25 protein-coding genes and 1 other RNA gene are annotated in these 23,117 nt (G+C 60.5%); 12 read left to right on the top strand and 14 right to left on the bottom strand.

Annotation, left to right across the window (positions count from 1 at the left end; genetic code table 11):
- The first annotated feature begins 142 nt into the window (after positions 1–142).
- Positions 143–550: a flagellar basal body-associated protein FliL gene (locus CKW32_RS13460; protein WP_032884296.1), complete on the top strand. Its 408-nt coding sequence runs from the start codon at positions 143–145 to the stop codon at positions 548–550.
- Between the two features lie 17 nt (positions 551–567).
- Here the strand turns inward: CKW32_RS13460 and CKW32_RS13455 are convergent, their stop codons facing one another.
- The 4 genes from CKW32_RS13455 to CKW32_RS13440 all read right to left on the bottom strand — a co-directional run bounded on the left by CKW32_RS13455 (position 568) and on the right by CKW32_RS13440 (position 5,951).
- Positions 568–1,686, bottom strand: a complete 1,119-nt coding sequence (locus CKW32_RS13455) for an ABC transporter permease (protein WP_095185176.1) — start codon at positions 1,684–1,686, stop codon at positions 568–570.
- Positions 1,686–4,403 carry a ribosome-associated ATPase/putative transporter RbbA gene (rbbA, locus tag CKW32_RS13450; RefSeq protein ID WP_095185175.1) on the bottom strand — a complete coding sequence of 906 codons (2,718 nt, stop codon included), beginning with the start codon at positions 4,401–4,403 and terminating at the stop codon, positions 1,686–1,688. Before rbbA ends, CKW32_RS13455 begins: the two co-directional genes overlap by 1 nt.
- On the bottom strand, positions 4,400–5,365 hold the full coding sequence (locus CKW32_RS13445) for an HlyD family secretion protein (RefSeq protein WP_095185174.1): 966 nt from the start codon (positions 5,363–5,365) through the stop codon (positions 4,400–4,402). Before CKW32_RS13445 ends, rbbA begins: the two co-directional genes overlap by 4 nt.
- Before the next feature lie 136 nt (positions 5,366–5,501).
- Positions 5,502–5,951, bottom strand: a complete 450-nt coding sequence (locus CKW32_RS13440) for an EVE domain-containing protein (protein ID WP_095185173.1) — start codon at positions 5,949–5,951, stop codon at positions 5,502–5,504.
- 194 nt (positions 5,952–6,145) lie between these two features.
- On the opposite strand from CKW32_RS13440, the gene CKW32_RS28315 reads away from it, so the two are divergent.
- Complete coding sequence (locus tag CKW32_RS28315; RefSeq protein WP_010207387.1) at positions 6,146–6,295, top strand: hypothetical protein; 150 nt, start codon at positions 6,146–6,148, stop codon at positions 6,293–6,295.
- A 7-nt stretch (positions 6,296–6,302) separates the two neighbouring features.
- Here the strand turns inward: CKW32_RS28315 and CKW32_RS13430 are convergent, their stop codons facing one another.
- The 4 genes from CKW32_RS13430 to CKW32_RS13415 form a co-directional block, all read right to left on the bottom strand.
- Entirely contained in the window at positions 6,303–6,932 is a 630-nt protein-coding gene (locus CKW32_RS13430; RefSeq protein ID WP_032884520.1) for a 5-formyltetrahydrofolate cyclo-ligase, read from the bottom strand.
- A 58-nt stretch (positions 6,933–6,990) separates the two neighbouring features.
- Positions 6,991–7,169, bottom strand: a non-coding RNA gene (gene ssrS, locus CKW32_RS13425) — 6S RNA.
- Positions 7,170–7,199: 30 nt separating this feature from the next.
- Positions 7,200–7,517 (bottom strand): cell division protein ZapA, encoded by a 318-nt coding sequence (locus CKW32_RS13420; RefSeq protein ID WP_027608375.1) that lies wholly within the window; start codon positions 7,515–7,517, stop codon positions 7,200–7,202.
- Entirely contained in the window at positions 7,514–7,723 is a 210-nt protein-coding gene (locus tag CKW32_RS13415; protein WP_007982902.1) for a TIGR02449 family protein, read from the bottom strand. The genes CKW32_RS13420 and CKW32_RS13415 overlap by 4 nt, the downstream gene beginning before the upstream one ends.
- Positions 7,724–7,862: 139 nt before the next feature.
- Between CKW32_RS13415 and CKW32_RS13410 the strand changes: the two genes are divergently transcribed.
- The 9 genes from CKW32_RS13410 to gcvH all read left to right on the top strand — a co-directional run bounded on the left by CKW32_RS13410 (position 7,863) and on the right by gcvH (position 17,206).
- On the top strand, positions 7,863–8,420 hold the full coding sequence (locus CKW32_RS13410) for a YecA family protein (RefSeq protein WP_015886444.1): 558 nt from the start codon (positions 7,863–7,865) through the stop codon (positions 8,418–8,420).
- Between the two features lie 20 nt (positions 8,421–8,440).
- On the top strand, positions 8,441–9,763 hold the full coding sequence (gene pepP, locus CKW32_RS13405; protein ID WP_032884285.1) for a Xaa-Pro aminopeptidase: 1,323 nt from the start codon (positions 8,441–8,443) through the stop codon (positions 9,761–9,763).
- Positions 9,760–10,947, top strand: coding sequence for a 2-octaprenyl-6-methoxyphenyl hydroxylase (ubiH, locus tag CKW32_RS13400; RefSeq protein ID WP_095185172.1), 1,188 nt, complete (start codon positions 9,760–9,762; stop codon positions 10,945–10,947). The genes pepP and ubiH overlap by 4 nt, the downstream gene beginning before the upstream one ends.
- The gene (locus tag CKW32_RS13395) at positions 10,940–11,425 is read left to right on the top strand and encodes a DUF4442 domain-containing protein (RefSeq protein WP_032884283.1); all 486 of its coding nucleotides are present in this window, start codon (positions 10,940–10,942) and stop codon (positions 11,423–11,425) included. The genes ubiH and CKW32_RS13395 overlap by 8 nt, the downstream gene beginning before the upstream one ends.
- Positions 11,426–11,434: 9 nt before the next feature.
- Entirely contained in the window at positions 11,435–12,652 is a 1,218-nt protein-coding gene (locus CKW32_RS13390) for a 2-octaprenyl-3-methyl-6-methoxy-1,4-benzoquinol hydroxylase (protein WP_163033280.1), read from the top strand.
- 95 nt (positions 12,653–12,747) lie between these two features.
- Positions 12,748–13,752 (top strand): extracellular solute-binding protein, encoded by a 1,005-nt coding sequence (locus CKW32_RS13385; protein ID WP_095185171.1) that lies wholly within the window; start codon positions 12,748–12,750, stop codon positions 13,750–13,752.
- A 163-nt stretch (positions 13,753–13,915) separates the two neighbouring features.
- A complete protein-coding gene (locus CKW32_RS13380; protein ID WP_095185318.1) occupies positions 13,916–15,532 on the top strand; it encodes an iron ABC transporter permease in 1,617 nt (538 codons plus the stop codon).
- A 156-nt stretch (positions 15,533–15,688) separates the two neighbouring features.
- Positions 15,689–16,771, top strand: coding sequence for a glycine cleavage system aminomethyltransferase GcvT (gcvT, locus tag CKW32_RS13375; RefSeq protein WP_095185170.1), 1,083 nt, complete (start codon positions 15,689–15,691; stop codon positions 16,769–16,771).
- A 51-nt stretch (positions 16,772–16,822) separates the two neighbouring features.
- Positions 16,823–17,206 (top strand): glycine cleavage system protein GcvH, encoded by a 384-nt coding sequence (gcvH, locus tag CKW32_RS13370; RefSeq protein ID WP_095185169.1) that lies wholly within the window; start codon positions 16,823–16,825, stop codon positions 17,204–17,206.
- A 46-nt stretch (positions 17,207–17,252) separates the two neighbouring features.
- On the opposite strand, the gene CKW32_RS13365 is transcribed toward gcvH, so the two are convergent.
- The 6 genes from CKW32_RS13365 to CKW32_RS13340 form a co-directional block, all read right to left on the bottom strand.
- Positions 17,253–18,392 carry a DegT/DnrJ/EryC1/StrS aminotransferase family protein gene (locus CKW32_RS13365; RefSeq protein ID WP_032884274.1) on the bottom strand — a complete coding sequence of 380 codons (1,140 nt, stop codon included), beginning with the start codon at positions 18,390–18,392 and terminating at the stop codon, positions 17,253–17,255.
- Positions 18,393–18,556: 164 nt separating this feature from the next.
- A complete protein-coding gene (locus CKW32_RS13360; RefSeq protein ID WP_003176799.1) occupies positions 18,557–18,871 on the bottom strand; it encodes a DUF2388 domain-containing protein in 315 nt (104 codons plus the stop codon).
- A 69-nt stretch (positions 18,872–18,940) separates the two neighbouring features.
- Positions 18,941–19,387: an NfeD family protein gene (locus CKW32_RS13355; RefSeq protein ID WP_095185168.1), complete on the bottom strand. Its 447-nt coding sequence runs from the start codon at positions 19,385–19,387 to the stop codon at positions 18,941–18,943.
- A 10-nt stretch (positions 19,388–19,397) separates the two neighbouring features.
- Complete coding sequence (locus CKW32_RS13350; RefSeq protein ID WP_032884271.1) at positions 19,398–20,318, bottom strand: SPFH domain-containing protein; 921 nt, start codon at positions 20,316–20,318, stop codon at positions 19,398–19,400.
- A gap of 77 nt (positions 20,319–20,395) precedes the next feature.
- Positions 20,396–22,075 (bottom strand): GspE/PulE family protein, encoded by a 1,680-nt coding sequence (locus CKW32_RS13345; protein ID WP_032884270.1) that lies wholly within the window; start codon positions 22,073–22,075, stop codon positions 20,396–20,398.
- A gap of 83 nt (positions 22,076–22,158) precedes the next feature.
- Complete coding sequence (locus tag CKW32_RS13340) at positions 22,159–22,497, bottom strand: hypothetical protein (protein WP_095185167.1); 339 nt, start codon at positions 22,495–22,497, stop codon at positions 22,159–22,161.
- Between the two features lie 127 nt (positions 22,498–22,624).
- Here CKW32_RS13340 and CKW32_RS13335 point away from each other — a divergent pair, with 127 nt between their 5' ends.
- On the top strand, positions 22,625–23,089 hold the full coding sequence (locus CKW32_RS13335) for an Lrp/AsnC family transcriptional regulator (protein ID WP_032884266.1): 465 nt from the start codon (positions 22,625–22,627) through the stop codon (positions 23,087–23,089).
- The last annotated feature ends 28 nt before the right edge of the window (positions 23,090–23,117 follow it).

Below are 23,117 nucleotides of genomic sequence, written 5' to 3'. Positions count from 1 at the left end.
TCCTTTTGGTGTCGTGGCCGATAAGTGTAGGAGGGTAGGCCCGTGGGTCAACGAGCATGCCCGGCCCTGATAAGCCGCCATAAGCTTGTGCTCTGCCTTGCTAGCGTTATGCTACCCGGCAACCGAATGTGAGGAATGAACTGTGAAAGCGTGGATCCTGTTGATGCTGGCCCTGACCTTGCCCATGGCTGCCCAGGCCGAAGAAGCCAAAGAAGGCGAGGCGCCGAAGGTCAGCTATATCAGCCTGAGCCCGCCGTTCGTGGGTAACTACGGCCTGGACGGCACGGCGAAACTCAAGGTGTTCAAGGCTGACATCGCCCTGCGCGTGACCGGTACCGAAGCCGCTGCTGCTGTCAAAGCCAACGATGCGTTGATTCGTAACCAGTTGGTGGCGCTGTTTACCCAGCAGACCAACGAGGCCATGAGCACCGTCGAAGGCAAGGAAAAGCTGCGCCAGGAAGCCCTCAAGCAAACGCAGCAAGTGATGAACGACGAGACCGGCAAGCCGGTGGTGGAAGACCTGTTGTTCAACAACCTGATCATTCAGTAATCAGCCTGGCTGGCGGTTCAGGAAGCCAAACTCTTCCTGAACCGCACCAACGCCACCGCAAAAAACAACAATCCAATTGCCGCCAGCGCCAGCAAGTCCGGCCATACCACACTGACGCCCGCGTCCCGAAACAGGATCGCTGCACTCAGGCTCACAAAGTGCGTCGACGGCGAGCCCTGCATCACCCACTGCAACCACTCGGGCATGCTGTCCAGTGGCGTACTGCCGCCGGATAGCAACAGCATTGGGATAATCACCGGGATTGCCAGCAAGCCGAACTGCGGCGTCGAGCGGGCAAGGGTGGCGAGGAAGATTCCCAGTGCGGTGCTGGCAAACAGGTACAGCGCGGTCACGAATAGAAACAGGCCCATCGATCCCGCCAGTGGCACGCCGAGCAAGCCTTTGACCACCACCTCCAGCGACAACCAAGTACACACCACCACCACCAACATGTTGCTCCAGATTTTTGCCAGCATGATTTCCAGCGCGGTCAGCGGCAGCACCAGCAGATGGTCGAGGGTGCCGTGCTCTCGCTCACGCAACAGCGCGGTGCCGGTCAATACGATGGCGAGAATGGTGATGTTGTTGACGATCTGGATTACCGCCAGGAACCAGCCACCTTCCAGGTTGGTATTGAACAGCGCTCGTGTGGTCAGCAGCGCCGGGGCTTTGCTGGCGGTATCGGTTTGGCCGCTGTAGCTCAGCAACTCCCGTTGGAAAATCCTGCCGATATAGCCCGCGCCCATGAACGCCTGGCTCATTGCTGTGGCATCGACGTTCACCTGCACGCCGGGCTGGCGACCCGCGAGCAGATCAGCCTGGAAGTTGGCCGGCACGTTGATCACGAAGGTGTACTGGCCGCTGTCCATCAGCTTGTCCAATTGGTCGTAGGCCAGCGGCGCAGGCGCCTGGAATTCCGGCGGTTGCAGCGCCTCTGCCATCTGCCTGGAGAGCGCGCTGTGATCCTCGTCCACAAAGGCGACGCTGGCGTTGTGTACGCCAATTACCGATCCGGCGGCAGGCATATAGATGGCGACAGTGAAGGCGTAGAACAGGAACAGCAGCAATACGCTGTCGTGGCGCAGGCTGGTGAGTTCCTTGATGCCCAGGCGCAGGATATGAGTGAGCGTGTGCATCAGGCCTCCTGCTTCTTGAGCATGATCAGGCTTAGCCCGGTGAATCCGATGAAGAACCCGAACAGCGCCAGGCATTGCGGCCACAACTGGCGTAGGTCCAAAGCTTTGGTGAACGTGCCGACTGCGATATCCAGGAAGTGCCCGGCTGGAAACAGCGTGCCCATCAGTGCCGCCGCGCCTTCCAGAGAGGAGCGCGGCACGATCAGCCCGGAAAACTGGATGGTCGGCAGGCTGGTGATGATCATGGTGCCGAGGATCGCCGCGATTTGAGTACGGGTGAACGCGGAAATCAGCAGGCCCATGCTGGTGGTGGCCAGCACGTAAAGCAGTCCGCCAAAGGCCAACGTCAGGCCGCTGCCCTTGAACGGTACGCCAAACAGCCAGCGATTCATGGCCACCAGCAGCGCCAGGTTGATCAGGCTCACGGCGATGTAGGGCGCCTGCTTGCCCAGCAGGAACTCCAGGCGCGTCAGTGGTGTGGCATAGAAGTTGGTGATCGAGCCCAGTTCTTTCTCGCGCACGATTCCCAGAGCCGTGAGCATCGCTGGGATAAACGCCAGGATCAGCGCCATCACCCCTGGGCCGATGGCATTCACGCTGACCACGTCCTGGTTATAGCGAAAGCGGGTTTCCAGCTTGGCGGCGGCCTGGGTGGTCTGCGGCAGGCTGCTCAGTTCGGCCAGTTGTTGCAGGTTGCCCTGGTGTACCGCTTCTACATAGTTGCGGCTGGTTTCCGCGCGAAACGGCATGCCGCCGTCGAGCCAGGCGGCGACTGTGGGTTGGCGGCCAGCGTAGAGGTCACGGCCAAACCCTGGCGGGATCTCCAGGGCCAGTTTGATTTCCGAGCGCTGCAGGCGCCGGTGCAACTCACTGGAATCCTGGATGGGCGCCTGTTCGGCGAAGTAGCGCGAGCTGCGGAAGGCTTCCAGATAGGCTCGGCTTTGGGGGCTTTGGTCCTGGTCGTAGACGGCAAAGGCGAGGTTTTCCACGTCCAGGGAAATGCCGTAGCCGAAGATAACCATCATGAACATCGCGCCGAGGAGGGCGAAGGCCATGCGCACTTTGTCGCGCAGTAGTTCTTTGCCTTCACGGCTGGCCACGGCCAACAGGCGAGAAAGGCTGAAGCCGCGTTTGCTCACGGGCGGCGCACTGATTTCGCTGACGGTTTTGGCCGGTGCGGCGGGTTCGGGTTCGCCTTGGGCCTGTTCCAGGCAGGTGACGAACGCGGCTTCCAGGGTGTCGCCGTGGAACTGCTGTTGCAGTGCCTCCGGTGTGTCGCAGGCCAGCACTTTGCCGGCGTGCATCAAGGAAATGCGGTCGCAGCGCTGGGCTTCGTTCATGAAGTGGGTGGACAGGAAGATGGTTACGCCTTGCTCCCGAGACAACTCGACCAGCAGCCGCCAGAAATCATCCCGAGCTGCCGGGTCGACGCCGGAAGTGGGTTCATCGAGGATCAGCACTTCCGGGCGATGCAGCACGGCCACTGCCAAAGACAAGCGCTGGCGCAGACCGAGGGGTAATTCGCCGGAGGGTTGCTCGGCTATCTTGCTCAGGTCAAAGCGTTGGATCAATTCATCGATACGCGGCCCACTGTCTGCTTTGGGCAGGTCGAACAGTTGCGCGTGCAGCACCAGGTTCTGGCGCACGCTGAGCTCGCCGTACAGCGAGAAACTCTGGGACATGAAACCCACGCGCTTGCGGGTGGCCAGGTCCTTGGCGTTCACAGGGTTGCCCAGCAGTGTCGCGCTGCCTTCGGTGGCCGGCATCAGCCCGGTGAGGACCTTCATGGTGGTGGTCTTGCCGCAACCGTTGGAACCAAGGAAGCCGAAAATCTCGCCGCGACCAATAGCAAAGCTAACCTTGTTCACCGCTGTGAAATCACCGAAACGCAGGGTCAACTCGTGCGCTTCGATGGCGATATCGGCGTTGGCGTTTTCCCTTGGCGGGATCACCAGCGGCTGGTTGTCATGGGCGCCATCGCCCTGGAAGTGGGTGAAGGCCTCATCCAGTTTGCCGCTCGACGTCGCTGCCGCCAGTTCGCGACTGAGACCGTCGGCGATCAGTTTGCCGCGGTCGAGCATCATGCAATGTTCGAACTGCTCGGCTTCCTCCATGTAGGCCGTGGCTACCAGCAGCGTCAGTTGCGGGCGTTCGCTGCGTACGGTTTCTACCAGCTCCCAGAAGCGTCGACGGGACAGCGGATCGACGCCGGTGGTGGGCTCATCAAGGATAAGCAGGTCCGGGTCGTGGATCAGCGCGCAGCACAGGCCGAGCTTCTGCTTCATGCCGCCGGAGAGTTTGCCGGCTGGGCGCTCGGCGAAGCGAGCCAGGTCGGTGGCCAGCAGCAGGTTGTGCATGCGCTGGTCGCAGTCGGCTTTGGACAGGCCGAACAGGGTGGCGAAGAAGCGGATGTTCTCGCTGATGGACAGCTCGGGGTACAGGTTGCCACCCAAACCCTGAGGCATGAAGGCGATGCGCGGATACAGGCTGTTGCGGTGACGGCGATCCTGAATGGAGCCGCCGAGTACCTCTAATTGGCCGGCCTGGAGTTTCTTAACGCCGGCGATCAACCCCAACAAACTCGATTTGCCCGCACCATCCGGGCCGATCAGCCCGCAGCGTGTACCGGCGGGCAGGCTGAAGGCGATGTCGATCAGCGCCTGTTGTTTGCCGTAATGGTGGTTGATGCCTTTGGCGTGCAGCGCCAGGCCGGTCATTGCAGATTGGCCGGCCAGTCGATATCAGCTGTGCGCACATAGCCGGAGCCGGGCATGCCCGGTTTGGCTTGGGGCACGGCGCTCGGTTGAGTCAGGTGCAATTTGACGCGGAATACCAGTTTCTGGCGTTCGTCGCGGGTCTCCACTTCCTTGGGGGTGAACTGCGACTTGGCGGCGACAAAACTGATCTTGGCCGGCAACGGCTGCTGGGGCAGGGCGTCGAGCAGAATCCGCGCGTCACTGCCGACGGTCAGGCGTCCGGTCACGGAGGCGGGCAGATAGAGGTTCATGTACTGATCATTGGGGTCGATCAGCAGCAACACGCGCCCGCCCGCGCCAAGCACTTCACCCGGTTCGGCCAGGCGCAGTTGGATAATGCCGTCGATAGGCGCGCGCAGGCTGCTGTCGTCGATTTCACTGGTGAGCTGCGCGACCTGGGCTTGTGCGGCACCGATGGTGGCTTTTGCCGAATTGACCTGGGCCTGGGCGGCGGTCACGGCGGCGTTGCCGGTGTTCTGGCGGGCTTGCTGCTGGTCGATCAACTGGCCGCTGGCGAAGCCGCGTTTGTACAGCTCCTGGGTACGCTTGAGTTCCTGGTTGGCCAGCAGTTGTTCGCTCTGGCGCAGTTGCACGTTGGCCTCGGCGGCGGCGAAGTTCTCCTTGGCCCGCAGCACTTCGGCTTCGGCCTGGGCGCGCTGGGCTTCCAGCGTACGGGTGTCCATGCGCGCCAGCAGTTGGCCCTTGAGGACCTTGTCGCCTTCGTCGACCCGCACTTCGGCCAGGCGCCCCGGGATCTTGGCGGCTATCTGCACTTCGGTGGATTCCAGGCGGCCATTGCCCATGCCCAGACCTTCGGGCAGACGGTCCTGGGTGGAGCGCCAGTAACCGAAGCCGCCGGCACCGAGCAACAACGCGATCAAGAGAACGGCAAACAGGTGGGAAGAGCGGGGTGTGGTCGACATGGGTGCATCCTGCGGCTTTAGCATCCTAGTTTGATCGGTGCTGCCCAAGGGGCGTTGATACCGATCAAATGAAGCGCAAGCCTAACCCGGTTAAGGGGCAGATGCATGCGTCGAGCGCGTGACCGCAGGGTTCTCGTCAGCGCAGCGCCAGCACCGTCGCCCATTGCTCGGCGGTGACCGGCATCACCGACAGGCGGCTGCCTTTCTGCACCAGGGGCAATTCGGCGAGGGCGGTTTGCTGTTTCAGGTAGCCGAGCCCCAGCACCTTGGGGAAGGTTTGGACGTGCGCGACGTTGATCGCAGTCCACGGGTTTTTCTCCGGGGTGGCTTTGGCGTCGAAATAGTGGCTGTCCGGTTCCAGTGCGGTCGGATCCGGGTAGGCCGCTTCGACAATTTTGCCGATACCCGCAATGCCTGGCTCTGGGCAACTGGAGTGATAGAAGAAAAACTCATCGCCCACGGCCATGGCGCGTAGGAAGTTGCGCGCCTGGTAGTTGCGTACGCCGTCCCAGCGCGCTTCGCCAAGCTTTTCCAGGCCGCTGATGGACAGTTCGTCGGGCTCGGATTTCATCAGCCAGTAGGCCATTTTTGGGCTCCTGAAAAAGGCAGTGGGCAAGTTGTCAGGCAATTTGATGACAAACCGACAGTCGGTTGGCGCCAAGGTTTGCGTGTTGGTTCACGTTACCGCAAAATGCCGGCCTTTAAGCTTGACGCAGCTGCAACGGACTACTTTGGAACGTTGTTGTCATCGTGTACGAGATGCCTGAAGGGGGGCAATCGATGCAACGTAAACCGGATTTACTATGGATTTTGGTGATTTTGTTTGGTCTGGGCGTCGTGACCACCGGGTATGCCCAAAGCTTGTGGTCGAACAAGACCGATGCTCCCGTTGAACTGGCTCAACAGCAGCCGCAACCGTTCAAGCGTTAAGCCTTCTTCAAGACGCCGCTGCTTCAAGCGGCGTTTTTGCGACATACCACTGCTTATCAGTGACAGTGCCAGCCAATGGCACATCCCAACTGGCTTGTGCCAATCGATCGACCTTCTGACATTCATGGGCCAGGCCTAGCAGCGTCGGCTTGCGCCAGCTTTGACGGCGTGCCAGATACGCCAGGCTGCGGTCGTAGAAACCGCCGCCCATGCCCAGGCGGCCACCTGCGTCATCGAACCCCACCAACGGCAGCAACACCAGGTCCAGCGCCCACACCTTGCGCTGGCGCTTGGCATTGACCCTTGGTTCCAGAATCCGAAAGCGGTTGGGCAGCAGCTTGTCCCCAGGCTTCACGCGCTGGAACACCATCTTGGTACGCGGCCAAGCGCTGAGCACCGGCAGATAGGTGGCCTTGCCCCGGCGCTGAGCGGCGCGCAGCAGCAGGCGCGGATCGATTTCACCGTCCGTCGGTAGATACAAGGAAATATGTTTGGCCCGGCGAAACAGCGGGTGCTGTGCCAGTTGCCGATACAGGCCGTGGGCGGCTTGGCGCTGCTCGCTCGGCGTAAGGGCGCGGCGGGCGTTGCGTAACATGCGTCGAAGTTGCGGACGGGAAAGCGGCGCAGGTTCGGTCATGGTTTTTCGGCTCATAAAACAATGCCAGTCCTTAAGACTGGCATTGAGTTTGGAATTCAGGCTCCCCGACAGAACCGCTGTCGACTAAGCCCTTGAACCCGAAAGTTCAAGGTGGAAGAAGCAGTAGGCTTTAAGGCTTTCCGTCTAGCGGACATGCACACCAGCCCAACGTGCAACTTCCAGGGTAGTGCGAATCGGCTCCGGGACATCGCCGACTGGCAAGCACGCCAGGGAGTGGGGCGAGTATACCTTAAACAGTCGCGGGGATCAGCCCTTGGGTTGCTCTGTGTCGCTGGAAAGCACCAGATCAACACGTTCGAGCAGATCGCGAACCTGCTCGCGGGTCGAGCCGCTGGCCTGCACGTCAGGGCGTTCCTGCTTATGCAGCAGATCGTGGGTAATGTTCAGCGCGGCCATCACGGCGATACGGTCGGCGCCGATCACTTTGCCGCTGCTGCGGATTTCACGCATTTTGCCATCCAGGTAACGGGCGGCGCTCACCAGGTTGTTGCGCTCTTCCTGGGGACAGATGATCGAATATTCTTTGTCGAGGATCTGCACGGTGACGCTATTGCTTGAACTCATGAGTCTTGCTCCAGGGCCTTCAGGCGCGAAATCATCGATTCGACCTTACGCCGGGCGATTTCGTTTTTTTCAATGAGGTGAGCGCGTTCCTCGCGCCAGGTCTTTTCCTGAGCTAATAGGAGTCCGTTTTGACTCTTAAGTTGCTCGACCCGAGTAATTAGCAATTCGAGTCTGGCCATCAGCGCTTGCAGGTCGGTGTCTTCCATTGGGTTCCACTGGATTTTGTCTGATGAATGGCAACTGCAGGATAAACGATCTGACGCCCTTGATAGTCTTGGTACGTCTGCCGGTGCTAGGATACAGCGCTCCATTCTAGACATTGCGCCGTCTGGCGCCTAGCTCACCATGCCCATTCAGAACTCCCCGTACGATGCTTTTTCCAAACTGCTGAGCACCAGCGGCCACCCATGCTCGCCTGCCGAACTGCACGGCGTGCTGTTGGGTCGCAGCTGCACCGGTGTTGGCTTTGATGCCGACAACTGGTTGGCCGATGTCGCCGAGCTGTTGGAAACCGAACCGACCGACAACGTGCGTAACGCGCTGATCGGCCTGCAAGAGATGGTCAAGGGCGAACTGACCGGTGATGACGTCACCGTAGTCCTGTTGCTACCGACCGACGACGCTCCGCTCACCGAACGCGCCGCCGCATTGGGCCAATGGTGCCAGGGTTTCCTTCACGGTTTCGGCGTGAACGCCGGCGGCCTGGAGCTGAGCACCGACGCGAAGGAAGTGCTGCAGGACCTCGCCGCGATCTCCCAAGTGCAAGATGCGCTGGAAGAGTCCGAAGACGGCGAAGGCGACTACATGGAAGTCATGGAATACCTGCGCGTCGCGCCGCTGCTGCTGTTCACCGAGACCAAGAAGTCCGCTGAGCCTGCTGCACCCAAGCCGTCGCTGCATTAAGAAAGGAAGCCCATCTGCCCATGATCCATATCCCCAAAGCGGAATACACCCGCCGCCGCAAGGCGCTCATGGCGCAGATGGAACCCAACAGCATCGCGATTCTGCCGGCCGCCGCCGTGGCCATCCGCAATCGCGATGTGGAGCACGTCTATCGTCAGGACAGCGACTTCCAGTACCTGAGCGGTTTCCCCGAACCGGAAGCTGTGATCGTGCTGATGCCCGGTCGCCAGCATGGCGAGTACGTGCTGTTCTGCCGCGAACGCAATGCCGAGCGTGAACTGTGGGACGGCCTGCGTGCCGGTACCGAAGGCGCAATCCGTGAGTTTGGTGCCGACGATGCCTTCCCCATCACCGATATCGACGACATCCTGCCCGGCCTGATCGAAGGCCGTGACCGGGTGTATTCGGCCATGGGCAGCAACGCTGAATTTGACCGGCACGTGATGGAGTGGATCAACGTGATCCGCTCTAAAGCGCACCTCGGCGCCCAGCCCCCGAACGAATTTGTTGCCTTGGATCATCTGCTCCACGACATGCGCCTGTATAAATCGGCGGCAGAAGTGAGGGTGATGCGCGAGGCCGCGCGGATTTCCTGCGCTGCCCACGTCAAGGCGATGCAGGCCAGCCGCGCTGGGTTGCATGAGTTCAGCCTGGAAGCCGAGCTGGATTACGAGTTCCGCAAAGGCGGCGCGAAGATGCCGGCTTACGGCTCCATCGTCGCCGCCGGGCGCAACAGCTGCATCCTGCATTACCAGCAGAATGACGCGCTGCTCAAGGATGGGGACCTGGTGCTGATCGACGCCGGTTGCGAGATCGACTGCTACGCCAGCGACATTACCCGCACCTGGCCGGTCAACGGAAAGTTTTCACCTGAGCAAAAAGCGATCTACGAGATTGTGCTGGCCTCCCAGGAAGCCGCCTTTGCCGAGATCGCGCCGAATAAACATTGGAACCAGGCCCATGAGGCGACCGTGCAGGTCATCACCGCTGGGCTGGTTAAGTTGGGACTGCTGCAAGGTGACGTTGACGAACTGATCGCCAGCGAAGCCTATAAACCTTTCTATATGCACCGCGCCGGCCATTGGCTGGGCATGGATGTGCACGATGTGGGCGAGTACAAGGTGGGCGGTGAATGGCGGGTGCTGGAAGTCGGCATGGCGTTGACCGTGGAGCCGGGGATCTATATTTCGCCGGACAACCAGAACGTGGCGAAGAAATGGCGTGGCATTGGCGTACGCATCGAGGACGACGTGGTAGTGACCAAGCAAGGCTGTGAAATCCTGACCGGCGGCGTTCCCAAGACCGTCGTCGAGATCGAAGCGCTGATGGCGGCCTCCCGATGAGCCGGGTCAATCTCGCGATTATCGGCGGTGGCCTGGTGGGCGCCAGCCTGGCGCTGGCGTTGCAGGCCGGGGCCAAGGCGCGGGGCTGGAAGATCATGCTGATCGAACCCTTCGCTCCGGGCGACAGCTACCAGCCGAGCTACGATGCACGATCGTCGGCACTGTCGTTTGGCGCGCGCCAGATTTATCAGCGGCTGGGTATCTGGCAGGAGGTTTCCCGCCGAGCCGAGCCGATCAAGCAGATTCACGTGTCGGACCGTGGGCGTTTCTCCACCGCACGTTTGTCCGCCATGGAGGAGGGCGTGCCAGCACTCGGCTACGTAGTGGAAAATGCCTGGCTCGGCCAATGCCTGTGGCAAGGCCTGGACAAAGACGTGGTCAGCTGGCGCTGCCCGGCGGAAGTCACCCGCATGGAGCCGCGGCCCGACGGCTATCGCCTGACGCTCAACGATGAAACCGTGTTGGAATGCGACCTCGCCGTGCTCGCCGATGGCGGCCGATCCGGCTTGCGCGAGCAATTGGGCATTGGCGTGAAGACCCGTCCGTACAACCAGAGCGCGCTGATTGCCAACATCACTTCCAGCGAAGCCCATAACGGCGAAGCCTTCGAGCGCTTCACCGACGAAGGCCCGATGGCCTTGCTGCCGCTGCCAGACAACCGCTGCGCGCTGGTGTGGACACGCATCGGTATGGACGCCCAGCGCCTGGCCGCCCTCGACGAACGCAGTTTCCTCAGCGAATTACAGAGCGTGTTCGGCTACCGTCTGGGCACCTTGAAGCAAGTCGGCGCGCGCCATTTGTATCCGCTGACCCTGGTGGAGGCCGAAGAGCAGGTACGTTCCCACCTGGTGATCCTTGGCAACGCCGCCCACAGCCTGCACCCAATTGCAGGGCAGGGCTTCAACCTTTCCCTGCGCGATGCGAGTGCCTTGGCCGAGGCTCTGCTAGCCGGGCCAGCGGTGCCCGGAGACCTGGCGACGTTACAGGCGTACCGCGAGCGCCAGCGTATGGACCAGAAGTTGACTGTCGGTTTCTCCGATCAGGTCACGCGCCTGTTTGGCAGTGCACAACCGCTGGTAGCGCTGGGCCGCAATATGGGTCTGCTGGGCCTGGATTTGTTGCCGCCGGCCAAACGCTGGTTCGCCCGTCAGGCCATGGGCTTGGGGACGCGTCCCGATGCGTAAGTGGCTGGTGGCGCGGTTGGGCAAGGCGCGCTTGCTGCGTTGGATCATGACCCTGTACCCGCCATACCTGGGCGCTGGCGTCAGCGTGCAGCATATGAGCGCGGATTTTCGTCACGTCAAAGTGCGCATGGGGCTGGGTTGGTACAACCGTAATTACGTCGGCACGCAGTTCGGCGGTAGCCTGTATTCGATGGTCGACCCGTTCTACATGCTGATGCTGATGGAAAATCTGGGCCGCGACTACATCGTCTGGGACAAGGCCGCGAGCATCGACTTTATCTCGCCGGGCAAAGGCCCGGTGTACGCCGAATTTTTCATCGACGAGGCCTTGCTTGACGAGGTGCGCCGACAGACCGAAGGCGGCGAGAAATACCTGCCTCACCTCACGGTCCAGATTCATGACGGCTCCGGCACCCTGGTGGCGCGGGTCGACAAAACCCTTTACGTGCGGCGCAAGCCGCAAGCGAGACAGGCTTAAACCATGGACATGCGCGCAGATGTGCTGATTGTCGGGGCCGGAATGGTCGGAAGCGCGCTGGCGCTGGCGTTGCAGGGCAGTGGCCTGCAAGTGCTGCTGCTCGATGGCAGCCCGCTGAGCGTCAAACCGTTCGACCGTGACGCGGCCTTCGAACCCCGCGTGAGCGCCTTATCGGCCGCCAGCCAGCGCATCCTGGAGCGCTTGGGCGTGTGGGACGGCATTGTGTCGCGCCGGGCCAGCCCTTACGGCGAGATGCAGGTGTGGGATGGCAGCGGCACTGGGCAGATCCACTTTTCGGCGGCCAGCGTGCACGCCGAGGTGCTCGGGCATATCGTCGAAAACCGTGTGGTGCAGGATGCTTTGCTTGATCGCCTGCACGACTGCGACCTGGGCCTGCTGGCCAACGCGCGGTTGGAGCAGATGCGCCGCTCCGGCGATGACTGGCTGCTGACCCTGGCCGATGGCCGCACCTTGCGCGCGCCGTTGGTGGTCGCCGCCGATGGCGCCAACTCCGCCGTGCGTCGCCTGACCGGCACCGCCACCCGTGAATGGGATTACTTGCATAACGCCATCGTCACCAGCGTACGTAGCAGTCAGCCGCACCAGCGTACGGCGTGGCAACGCTTTACCGACACCGGCCCGTTGGCGTTTTTGCCGTTGGTACGCGATGGGCAGGAAGATTGGTGTTCGATCGTATGGTCCACCACACCGGCTGAGTCCGAGCGCCTAATGGCCTTGGATGATGAAAGTTTTTGCCGTGAGCTGGAGCGCGCCTTTGAAGGGCGGCTTGGCACTGTGGTCAGTGCTGATCCACGGGTTTGCGTACCGTTGCGCCAGCGTCACGCCAAACGCTACGTGGCCGAGGGCCTGGCGTTGATCGGCGATGCGGCTCATGTGATCCACCCGTTGGCCGGGCAGGGCGTCAACCTGGGTTTCCTTGATGCTGCGGTGCTGGCCGAAGTGTTGCTGTCGGCTACTGAACGCGGCGAGCGTCTGGCGGATGTGAAAGTGCTGAGCCGTTATGAACGTCGTCGGATGCCCCACAACTTGGCGCTGATGGCCGCAATGGAAGGTTTTGAGCGGTTGTTCCAGGCCGATCAACTGCCGTTACGTTGGTTGCGTAACGCCGGGCTGAAGATGGTCGACCAGATGCCCGAAGCCAAAGCGGTATTTGTGCGCCAGGCCTTGGGCTTGACGGGCGATCTGCCAACACTCGCGAAACCCTGAGGCATCTGTGCAACATCTGGTAACGCCTCTACCGAGCGTTACCAAATGTGAGTCCCTATCATTTGCGCTCACTTTGCAAATGAGAGACCGCACCCATGTTGGCACCCAAGCGCCTACTGACTGCCCTGGCACTCACCCTGATCGGCAGCACGACTGTGCAGGCAGCCGACGAAGTGGTGGTCTACTCCTCGCGCATCGACGAACTGATCAACCCCGTGTTCGATGCCTACACCAAAAAGACTGGCGTCCAGGTGAAGTTCATCACCGACAAGGAAGCCCCGCTGATGCAGCGCATCAAGGCCGAGGGCGAAAACGCTACCGCCGACCTGTTGCTCACCGTGGATGCCGGCAACCTCTGGCAGGCCGAGCAAATGGGCATCCTGCAACCCTTCACCTCGCCCGTGATCGACAAGAACATTCCTCTGCAATACCGCTCATCCGCCCACGCTTGGACTGGCTTGAGCCTGCGTGCGCGGACCATCGCCTATTCCACTGACCGGGTAAAACCGGGTGATTTGACCACCTACGAAGCCCTGGCCGACAAACAGTGGGAAGGTCGTCTGTGCCTGCGCACGGCGAAAAAGGTCTACAACCAGTCGCTCACCGCGACCCTGATCGAAACCCACGGCGCGGCCAAGACCGAAGAAATCGTCAAGGGCTGGGTGAATAACCTCTCTACTGACGTGTTCTCTGATGACATCGCCGTGCTGGAGGCGATCAACGCCGGGCAGTGCGACGTGGGTATCGTCAACACCTACTACTACGGCCGCCTGCACAAGCAGAAGCCGGACCTGGCTGTGAAGCTGTTCTGGCCGAACCAGGGCGACCGTGGTGTGCATGTGAACCTGTCGGGTATCGGCTTGACCAAGCACGCGCCACACCCGGAAGCCGCCAAGGCTCTGGTGGAATGGATGACCACACCTGAAGCGCAGAAGATCTTTGCCGATGTGAATCAGGAGTTCCCGGCCAACCCGGCTGTACCGCCGTCGGCCGAAGTGGCGACCTGGGGCAAGTTCGTTGCGGACACCTTGCCGGTGGAAGTGGCGGGTAAGCGCCAGGCTGAAGCCATTCGCTTGATGGATCGCGCCGGCTGGAACTAAGTACAATTTGTAGGACGCCGCAGATCCAAATGTGGGAGGGGGCTTGCCCCGATGGCGGAGGATCAGTCACCGATGAGTCGACTGACATTCCGACATCGGGGGCAAGCCCCCTTCCACATTGGGTTGTGGTGATTTCAAGATCTTCATTATCGAGAACCCACCTTTGGCCCACCCCGCCCAACGCCGCTGGTACCTGCCGGTTTTCACCGTCGCTGCCCTGGTGCTGCTGCCGCTGAGCGTGCTGTTGCTGTCCTGGCAAAGCATCGATGCGCAAATCTGGTCCCATCTGTGGGAAACCCAGATGCCCCGGCTGCTGGGCAATACCCTGACCCTTGTGGTTGGGGTGGGTTTGGGCGTGACCCTCTTGGGCGTAAGCCTGGCCTGGCTCACTAGCCTCTGCGAATTCCCCGGCCGGCGCTGGCTTGACTGGGCGTTGATGCTCCCCTTCGCCATCCCCGCCTACGTGCTTGCCTTCGTCTTTGTTGGCCTGCTGGATTTCGCAGGCCCAGTGCAGACCCTGCTGCGAGAGTGGTTCGGCACCGGTCTGCGCCTGCCTCGCGTGCGTTCCACCAGTGGCGTGATCATCGTGTTGGTGCTGGTGTTCTACCCCTACGTCTACCTGCTGGCGCGCACTGCATTCCTGGCCCAGGGCAAAGGCCTGATGGAAGCCGCGCGAGTGTTGGGGCAATCGCCGTGGCAAGCGTTCTGGCGCGTGGCGCTACCCATGGCGCGGCCGGCGATTGGCGCCGGGGTCGCCCTGGCGTTGATGGAAACCCTGGCGGATTTCGGTGCGGTCTCGGTGTTCAACTTCGATACCTTTACCACCGCGATCTATAAAACCTGGTACGGCTTTTTCAGTCTTTCCAGCGCCGCCCAACTGGCCAGCCTGTTATTGCTGGTGGTGATGCTGGTGCTGTACGGCGAACGGCGTGCCCGTGGCGCGAGCCGTCCCAGCAATGAGCGGCCTCGGGGCAAGGCGCTCTACCACCTGCGTGGGTTCAAAGCGTTAGCCGCCAGTGCCTGGTGTGGGCTGGTGTTTGCGTGCGCCTTTGTCATTCCGGTGCTGCAGTTGATCGTCTGGTTCTGGCAGCGCGGCCGGTTCGACCTGGATGAGCGCTATTCGGGCCTGATCGTCCACACCCTCTATCTCGGTGGTATTGCGGCATTGATCACGGTCAGCGTGGCGCTGGTACTTGCCTTCGCCAACCGCCTGTCGCCGACCCGGGCGATTCGCTCCGGTATCAGCCTGGCCAATGTTGGCTATGCATTGCCGGGTTCGGTGCTGGCGGTGTCGATCATGTTGGCGTTCAGTTATCTGGACCGCGAACTGGTGGTGCCGCTGTCCGGCTGGCTCGGTGGTGCGGGCAAACCGCTGTTGCTGGGCAGCCTGTCGGCGCTGGTGCTGGCGTATCTGGTGCGTTTTCTGGCGGTGGCCTACGGGCCGCTGGAAAATAGCCTGGCGCGCATCCGGCCTTCGTTGCCGGAAGCGGCGCGTAGTTTGGGCGTGAGTGGGCCGCGACTGTTTTGCAAAGTGTATCTTCCGCTGTTGCTACCCGGCACCCTGAGTGCTGCGCTGCTGGTGTTCGTGGATGTGCTCAAGGAAATGCCCGCAACCTTGCTGATGCGCCCGTTCGGCTGGGACACCCTGGCGGTGCGGATCTTTGAAATGACCAGCGAAGGCGAGTGGGCACGGGCTTCGCTGCCGGCACTGACACTGGTACTGGTGGGCCTGCTGCCGGTGATCGGGCTGATCCGACGCTCTGCCCGACCAATCGGTTAGGTGTCAGTCCTACGGCTTGAGGCTACAATGCGCGGCATTCGGTGCGCTCCGCCTTTCGGATCGGGTCGTTGTACGTGGCTGCAGCCCTTGTAATTCAAGGTCTTCAGCACGAACAGCAACGCTGCGCACCTTCGCCAAGCCCGGAAGGAGAAACCCATGGGACAGCGTACGCCTCTGTATGACCTGCATCTCGCCCTCGGCGCGAAAATGGTCGATTTTGGCGGTTGGGATATGCCTTTGCATTACGGCTCGCAAGTTGAAGAGCACCATCAGGTGCGACGCGACTGCGGGGTGTTCGATGTATCTCATATGACCGTGATCGATATCAGCGGCCCCCAGGCCAAGGAATGGCTCCAGCACCTGCTGGCCAATGATGTCGAACGTTTGCATGGCTGTGGCCGTGCGTTGTACAGCGCCATGCTCAACGAGCAGGGCGGCGTGGTGGACGACATGATTGTCTATCGCACTGATGCCGGGTACCGGTTGGTGGTCAACGCCGCCACTCGTGACCAGGACATCGCCTGGATGCAGGCGCAACTCGGCAGCTATCAAGTGCAACTGCACGAGCGGCCCGAGTTGGCCATGCTCGCCATTCAAGGCCCCCATGCTCGGCAGAAGATCGCCGAGTTGGTCACCCAGTCTCGCGGCACCCTGATCCACCAGCTCAAGCCATTTGAAGGCGAGGCCGACGGCGATTGGTTTATCGCCCGCACGGGTTACACCGGCGAAGACGGCCTGGAAATTGTGTTGCCTGCCGATCAGGCACCGGGATTTTTCAACGATCTGGTGGGTGCAGGCATCTCACCTATCGGCCTCGGCGCGCGGGACACCCTGCGCCTGGAAGCCGGCATGAACCTGTACGGCCAGGATATCCACCAGAGCGTTTCGCCCCTGGCGGCCAACATGGCGTGGAGTATTGCCTGGGAACCAGCCGAGCGCGATTTCATCGGGCGTGCGGCGCTGGAAGCAGAGCTGGCCGCCGGTGTGCAGTTCAAACTGGTCGGGCTGGTACTGGAAGAACGTGGGGTTTTACGCGCTCATCAGGTAGTTCGCATCGCCAATGTTGGCGAAGGTGAGATCACCAGTGGTAGTTTCTCTCCTACGCTGAGCAAATCCATTGCCTTGGCGCGTGTACCGACGGCAACTGCCGACCGGGCCGAAGTGGAAATCCGCGGCAAGTGGTACCCGGTTCGAGTGGTCAAACCGACCTTCGTGCGCCATGGCAAAACCTTGATCTAACTATTTCCGGCAGGCCGATGGCCGCTGACACTACTTCTGAGGACACAGACTATGAGCAATATCCCGGCCGACCTGCGTTTTGCCGAGAGTCATGAATGGGCCCGTCTGGAAGCTGACGGTACCGTGACCGTCGGGATCTCCGACCACGCCCAGGAAGCGTTGGGTGATGTGGTGTTTGTTGAGTTGGCCGAAGTCGGCGCCCAGTTTGGCGCGACTGATCAGGCAGGTGTGGTGGAGTCGGTCAAGGCCGCTTCGGATATCTACGCCCCGGTTGCAGGCGAAGTGATTGCAGTCAACGAGGAACTGAGTGGTAGCCCCGAGTTGCTGAACTCCGACCCGTACGGCGCCTGGATCTTCAAGCTCAAGCCAAGCAACCCGGCTGACCTGGAAAAACTGCTGGATGCTGCTGGTTACAAAGCCGCCATCGGCGAGTAACACCGCACATAACCCTATAGGGGCCGGCAAACCGGCCCCTATAGGGTTAGCGTTTGAGCACCGCTTTCACTGCCGCCACCGACCGCTCCACATCCGCCTCAGTCATCGCCGTGAACATCGGCAATGAAACAATCAAGCGCCCAACCTTTTCCGCCACCGGGAACATGCCTTCCTTGAAACCCTGTGCCCGATAAAGGCTTAGCAGGTGGATCGGTGGGTAGTGATAACCAATGCCCACGCCATGAGCCTGCATCTGTTCCATGAACGTTGCGCGGGCCGGCAGGCCGTCCTGACGTTCCGGCAGCACTAGCTGGAACAGGTGCCAGTTGCTGTTTTCGAAGTCGGCGGGTGGCAGTTGTGCGCCGTACTTCTCTTCAAAGTCACTGCCGAAACACTTGAAGTAGTGCCTCGCCAGGTTCTGGCGGTGGGCGGTGATTTTCTCGATATGGGCAAACTGCCCCAGGCCAATGGCCGCAGCGATATCGGTCATATTGAACTTGCCACCCAGCACATCAACATCCAGGCCGTCGAAGCCGGTACGGGTGACGCCCTGCAGGCGGTATTTTTCTGCCAGGCGTGCCTCTTCGGCGCTATTCAAAACCAGGCAACCACCCTCGGACGAGGTGATGTTCTTGTTGGCCTGGAAGCTGAACGAAACGAAGTCCCCGGTGGCGCCAATGCGTTCGCCATCCCAACTGGAGCCAAGGGCCTGGGCCGCGTCTTCGACGATGCGCAGTTTGTACTTGTTGGCCAGCGCGTAAAGCATTGGCATATCCAACGGCAGCCCGGCCAGGTAAACGGGGATGATGGCCTTGGTGCGCGGTGTGATCGCGGCTTCCACCTGGGACAGGTCGATATTGCGGGTGATTGGGTCGATATCGGCGAACACAGGTGTTGCGCCGACTTCCAGTATTACGTTGGCCGTTGCCACCCAGGAAATCGGTGTGGTGATGACTTCATCCCCAGGCCCGATACCGGCGATGCGCAAGGCAATCTCCATGGTGCAGGTGCCCGAGTTGAAGGTGCGAACGTGGCGCCCGCCAAAATATTCCGACAGCTGCGCCTCGAACGCCTGCACCTTCGGCCCGCTGGTGATCCAGCCCGAACGCAATACATCGCCCACCGCCGAGATGGTGGCTTCATCGATGGTGGGTTTGGAGAACGGCAGAAAGGGCAGTTGGCTCATAACGACGAATGCATCCGTTTCAGGTTGGCGATGAGTACGGGAGGTATCAGTGCCGGCATGGTTGCACGGCTTGACTGAATATAGCCTGTCACCTGTGAATGAATCGTCATGTTACGGGCAAAAAAAATGCCGCTTCGAAAGCGGCATTCTTCAGAGTGCGGAAATCACTCGGTGACAGCGTTTTTCGCGAGGATAGCGTTAGCCAGCTCCATATCCGTGGCCTGCAGGCCAGGATTGTCGGCGCGGACTTTCTGCATGGCGGCTTCCAGGTATGGGCCACGGATGCCGCCGTCGCTGGCAACAAAGCTGCCTGCGTCGTCTTGTGCGGCAACGACCAGCTTGTGGTCCTTGAAGGTCAGGTACGTCGAGCCGGTGGTGGCGCCCGACGAGATGACATTGCGCCAGAAACTGTCGGCCATGGCTGAACCGACAGGAAGGGAAAGCACAGCAAGGGTAGCGACAGCATATTTGAGACGCATGGTGGGTGACTCCGGGTGGGTGATCTGTACCGTTTGATTGTAGTTAGCCCAACCGAGTTCCATCACTGACTAAACAGTTTCTACCTTCAAAATCACGCCATCCAGACCAACCACCCGTACTTGAGCGCCTGCAGGGCTGTCAGGACCGGTCACCATCCATACGCCATCACCGACTTTTACCTTACCCCGACCGCCCGCAATCGCCTGATGCACTACAAATGTGCGGCCGATCAGCTCCGAGCCGCGCTCGTTGAGCCCCGGTTGGTCACTGGCCTTTGCGCTGCTTCGCTGGCGTTTCCACCAATAGACCGCTGTCAATATCGACAACACGGCGAACAGCAGCAGTTGCCATTCCGGTCCCAGGGGCGGCACCAGGAACTTGATAACGCCTACGGCTGCTGCTGCGATACCCATCCATAGCAGGTAACCACCGGCGCCGAACACTTCAAGAATCAACAGCACTGTACCCAGCGCCAGCCAATCCCAGAATGAAAGATGCTGCAGGAAATCCCACATGGCGACGGCCTCAACCTTTCTTGTTATCGAACGTTGCCTTGACGATCTCGCCGATGCCGCCCACCGCACCGATCACCTGGCTGGCTTCAAGCGGCATCAGGATGACCTTGCTGTTGTTGGCCGAGGCAAGTTTGCCCAGGGCGTCGATGTATTTTTGCGCAACGAAGTAGTTGATGGCCTGCACGTTACCGGTGGCGATGGCCTCGGAGACCACCTGGGTTGCACGGGCTTCAGCCTCTGCTTGACGCTCACGGGCTTCAGACTCCAGGAATGCGGCTTGGCGTCCACCTTCAGCTTCAAGAATCTGTGCCTGCTTCTTGCCTTCGGCAGTCAGGATTGCCGATGCTCGCAGGCCTTCGGCCTCAAGGATTTGCGCACGCTTGATCCGCTCGGCTTTCATCTGGCCGGACATGGCGGCCATCAGGTCGGCGGGCGGGCTGATGTCTTTGATCTCGATACGGGTGATCTTGATGCCCCACGGAGCGGTGGCTTCATCCACGGTGCGCAGCAGTTTTTCGTTGATGCCGTCACGCTGGCTGAGCATGGCATCCAGCTCCATGGAGCCGAGCACGGTGCGGATATTGGTTTGCAGCAAATTGCGGATGGCGTGTTCGAGGTTGTTGACCTCGTAGGCGGCCTGGGCGGTATTGACCACCTGGAAAAAACACACGGCGTCGATCTGTACGGTGGCGTTGTCGGCGGTGATGACTTCCTGGGGTGGAATATCCAGCACGCTCTCCATCACGTTGATCTTGCGACCGATGCGATCCATGACCGGGATGATGATGTTCAGGCCAGGCTTGAGGGTGTTGGTATAACGGCCGAAACGCTCGACGGTCCACTGGTAGCCTTGAGGCACCACCTTGAAGCCCATGAATAATATGGCGGCGGCCAAGCCCACGAAAAGAAGCAGTACGGTTCCGATCTGCATAGCGATTCCCTATCTGATGGTGTCAGTTAAACGACGGTTGGCCGAGTGTAACGGTGTTGTCACAGATAAGAACGATTTCAGCGCGCCGTAACTAAAGGATTTGTTACCGAATCCCCAGGCGTTACTCGCAACACTTCGGCCATCGTGGTCAGCCCAGCTTGCGCCTTCCTCAATCCGGCCATGCGCAGGCTGCACATGCCTTGCGCAATAGCCGCCTGGCGTAAGGTCTGCACGTCGGCGCCCGGAGTGATCAGTGCTTTGATCGACTCATTCAACACCATGATTTCGTAGACCCCTGCGCGTCCCCGGTACCCGCTGTTCCGACATTCCGCACATCCGACGGCCTCGTGGACATCGCCCGTCGAGCGCTTGCAATGGGGGCACAGCACTCGTACCAAGCGCTGCGCCATAACACCCAACAAGGTGGCCTTGATCAAATAATGAGCGATGCCCAGTTCCTGCAAGCGGCTAATGGCGCTGGGCGCATCGTTGGTGTGCAGCGTCGAGAGGACCAAGTGCCCGGTCAGTGCGGCCTGGATAGCCATTTCTGCGGTTTCCTGATCGCGAATCTCGCCGATCATGATGATGTCCGGGTCTTGGCGCAGCAGAGCGCGGATGCCGCTGGCGAAGGTCAGGTCGATGTTGTGCTGCACCTGCATCTGGTTAAAGGCCGGCTCGACCATCTCGATCGGATCTTCCACCGTGCACAGGTTGACCTCCCGGGTAGCCAGTTGCTTGAGCGTGGTGTAAAGAGTGCTGGTCTTGCCTGAGCCGGTAGGACCGGTGACGAGGATGATGCCGTTGGTCTGGCGCGTCATCGCGTGCCAGCGGTGCTGGTCCTCGGTGGATAAACCCAACTGGTCAAAATCCTTGAGCAGCACCTGGGGGTCGAAAATCCGCATCACCAGTTTCTCGCCGAAGGCTGTGGGCAAGGTCGACAGACGCAACTCAACTTCTGCGCCCGTCGGGCTTTTGGTCTTGACCCGGCCATCCTGGGGCTTGCGCTTTTCTGCCACGTTCATCCGCCCCAGGCTTTTCAGGCGGCTGACCACCGCCATCGTCACCTGGGGTGGAAATTGATAGACGTCGTGCAGCAACCCATCAATGCGAAAACGTACCCGACCCTGCTCACTGCCAGGCTCGATATGAATATCGCTGGCCCGCTGTGCGAAGGCGTACTGCAACAGCCAGTCGACGATATTAACGATATGTGCGTCATTCGCGTCCGGCTCCTGGTCGCTGGCGCCAAGGTTCAGCAACTCGAAGTTACCCGGCACCGCGACCTTTTGATCGGCCCCGCTGACGGACTTCGCCAGCCGGTAAAACTCGCTGATACACCGCTGGATGTCCTGAGGGTTTGCAACCACTCGTTTGATCGAACGCTTGAGTACTTGCGCCAGTCCGGATTCCCAACTGCTGACGTGGGGCTGGGCGCTGGCGACGGTAACGGTATGCGCATCCACGGCCACGGCAAGAATGGCGTGGCGCTGGGCGAACGCGTGGGACATCAGTGGCACCACTGTTGCGACATCTATCTTCAACGGGTCGATACGCAGATAAGGTTGCCGGACACGCTGGGCAAGCCATTGGGTCAGGGTTTCCAGGGAGGGCCCATGGGCGGCGATACGCTCCAATGGGTGTTGAGCGTTGTCGGGGTGCGCCGCCGATAACCGCTGCGCGGCGTCGGGAGTGATCAAACCTTCCTCCACCAAGGCCGGCAGCAACGCATGCAGTTCCAATCGCTGATCAACAGACATGAAGGTGTTCCTGGGTAGCCTTGGACGAAATTTCAGGCTAGCCAGCTCCCGAGTTTCATCCTCCCAGTGTGTGTTGCAGGTCTTTACTGAGCGGCTGCAACCACCGCTATAGGCCCCACGGAATCAGCTGACCACATGTCCAGCGCGCACACGCTGATCAGGTTTCGAATCTTTTCACCGATGACTTGGGCCCGATGCCAGCTCAGGCCGTCGATCACGATATCGATTTTCAGCAGGTCGTCTTCCCGATTCACGGCGACGTGCCGAGGCGTCAGAAACTGCAACGCAAAATAGTTGAGTACTCGGCACAACACATCGGGCTCCGCCTCGGCGACGATCTGGTAGTGCGCCTGGCAATGGGCGCTGGTGACAGCCCACGCATCGGCGCGCGCAGCAGGTTGGATGGTTTCGACGGCGTGCATGCTGACTCTCCAGATTCGATGGAAGGAATTTTTACATTCGCCAGCGGAGATTTCTTATCTAAGATGGGCATGTTTTGCTAAAAATCGAATAGATCAATTCGAGTTAGATTCAATAATAGGTATTTCTATGCATAGCGAGTTAGACGCTTACGACCGTCGCATCCTGGCCCTGTTGCAGGAGGACGCTTCGCTTTCCAGTGCACAGATTGCCGAACAGGTGGGTTTGTCCCAGTCGCCATGCTGGCGACGAATCCAGCGGCTGAAGGAGGAAGGTGTGATCCGCGGGCAGGTGACGTTGTTGGATCGCAAGAAGATCGGCCTCAACACGCAGATTTTTGCCGAGGTCAAACTCAACGCCCACGGCCGATCCAACTTCACTGAGTTCACCGATGCGATTCGCGGCTTTCCGGAAGTGTTGGAGTGCTATGTGCTAATGGGGGCGGTGGATTTTCTGCTGCGCATCGTGACGTCGGACATCGAGGCGTACGAGCGGTTTTTCTTTGAGAAATTGTCGATGGTGCCGGGGATTCAGGAGGTGAATTCGATTGTGGCGCTGTCGGAAATCAAGTCCACCACTTCCCTGCCAGTCTAGCGCTGACAGCGGGGGCTTCATCGGGGGC

Origin of the sequence: Pseudomonas sp. Irchel 3H9, from assembly GCF_900187495.1 — a bacterium.
Taxonomy (GTDB): Bacteria; Pseudomonadota; Gammaproteobacteria; order Pseudomonadales; family Pseudomonadaceae; genus Aquipseudomonas; species Aquipseudomonas sivasensis.
This window is presented reverse-complemented; position numbering and strand designations above follow the sequence as displayed.

What these genes read in the sequence shown, in the direction of transcription:
- CKW32_RS13440 (WP_095185173.1), bottom strand. Translation starts at nt 5,951, where the DNA reads ATGGCCTACTGGCTGATGAAATCCGAGCCCGACGAACTGTCCATCAGC.
- CKW32_RS13455 (WP_095185176.1), bottom strand. Translation starts at nt 1,686, where the DNA reads ATGCACACGCTCACTCATATCCTGCGCCTGGGCATCAAGGAACTCACC.
- gcvH (WP_095185169.1), top strand. Translation starts at nt 16,823, where the DNA reads ATGAGCAATATCCCGGCCGACCTGCGTTTTGCCGAGAGTCATGAATGG.
- CKW32_RS13395 (WP_032884283.1), top strand. Translation starts at nt 10,940, where the DNA reads ATGCGTAAGTGGCTGGTGGCGCGGTTGGGCAAGGCGCGCTTGCTGCGT.
- CKW32_RS13345 (WP_032884270.1), bottom strand. Translation starts at nt 22,075, where the DNA reads ATGTCTGTTGATCAGCGATTGGAACTGCATGCGTTGCTGCCGGCCTTG.
- ubiH (WP_095185172.1), top strand. Translation starts at nt 9,760, where the DNA reads ATGAGCCGGGTCAATCTCGCGATTATCGGCGGTGGCCTGGTGGGCGCC.
- CKW32_RS28315 (WP_010207387.1), top strand. Translation starts at nt 6,146, where the DNA reads ATGCAACGTAAACCGGATTTACTATGGATTTTGGTGATTTTGTTTGGT.
- CKW32_RS13410 (WP_015886444.1), top strand. Translation starts at nt 7,863, where the DNA reads ATGCCCATTCAGAACTCCCCGTACGATGCTTTTTCCAAACTGCTGAGC.
- CKW32_RS13335 (WP_032884266.1), top strand. Translation starts at nt 22,625, where the DNA reads ATGCATAGCGAGTTAGACGCTTACGACCGTCGCATCCTGGCCCTGTTG.
- CKW32_RS13430 (WP_032884520.1), bottom strand. Translation starts at nt 6,932, where the DNA reads ATGACCGAACCTGCGCCGCTTTCCCGTCCGCAACTTCGACGCATGTTA.
- CKW32_RS13365 (WP_032884274.1), bottom strand. Translation starts at nt 18,392, where the DNA reads ATGAGCCAACTGCCCTTTCTGCCGTTCTCCAAACCCACCATCGATGAA.
- CKW32_RS13340 (WP_095185167.1), bottom strand. Translation starts at nt 22,497, where the DNA reads ATGCACGCCGTCGAAACCATCCAACCTGCTGCGCGCGCCGATGCGTGG.
- CKW32_RS13445 (WP_095185174.1), bottom strand. Translation starts at nt 5,365, where the DNA reads ATGTCGACCACACCCCGCTCTTCCCACCTGTTTGCCGTTCTCTTGATC.
- CKW32_RS13360 (WP_003176799.1), bottom strand. Translation starts at nt 18,871, where the DNA reads ATGCGTCTCAAATATGCTGTCGCTACCCTTGCTGTGCTTTCCCTTCCT.
- CKW32_RS13350 (WP_032884271.1), bottom strand. Translation starts at nt 20,318, where the DNA reads ATGCAGATCGGAACCGTACTGCTTCTTTTCGTGGGCTTGGCCGCCGCC.
- CKW32_RS13355 (WP_095185168.1), bottom strand. Translation starts at nt 19,387, where the DNA reads ATGTGGGATTTCCTGCAGCATCTTTCATTCTGGGATTGGCTGGCGCTG.
- CKW32_RS13415 (WP_007982902.1), bottom strand. Translation starts at nt 7,723, where the DNA reads ATGGAAGACACCGACCTGCAAGCGCTGATGGCCAGACTCGAATTGCTA.
- pepP (WP_032884285.1), top strand. Translation starts at nt 8,441, where the DNA reads ATGATCCATATCCCCAAAGCGGAATACACCCGCCGCCGCAAGGCGCTC.
- CKW32_RS13385 (WP_095185171.1), top strand. Translation starts at nt 12,748, where the DNA reads ATGTTGGCACCCAAGCGCCTACTGACTGCCCTGGCACTCACCCTGATC.
- CKW32_RS13420 (WP_027608375.1), bottom strand. Translation starts at nt 7,517, where the DNA reads ATGAGTTCAAGCAATAGCGTCACCGTGCAGATCCTCGACAAAGAATAT.
- rbbA (WP_095185175.1), bottom strand. Translation starts at nt 4,403, where the DNA reads ATGACCGGCCTGGCGCTGCACGCCAAAGGCATCAACCACCATTACGGC.
- CKW32_RS13390 (WP_163033280.1), top strand. Translation starts at nt 11,435, where the DNA reads ATGCGCGCAGATGTGCTGATTGTCGGGGCCGGAATGGTCGGAAGCGCG.
- gcvT (WP_095185170.1), top strand. Translation starts at nt 15,689, where the DNA reads ATGGGACAGCGTACGCCTCTGTATGACCTGCATCTCGCCCTCGGCGCG.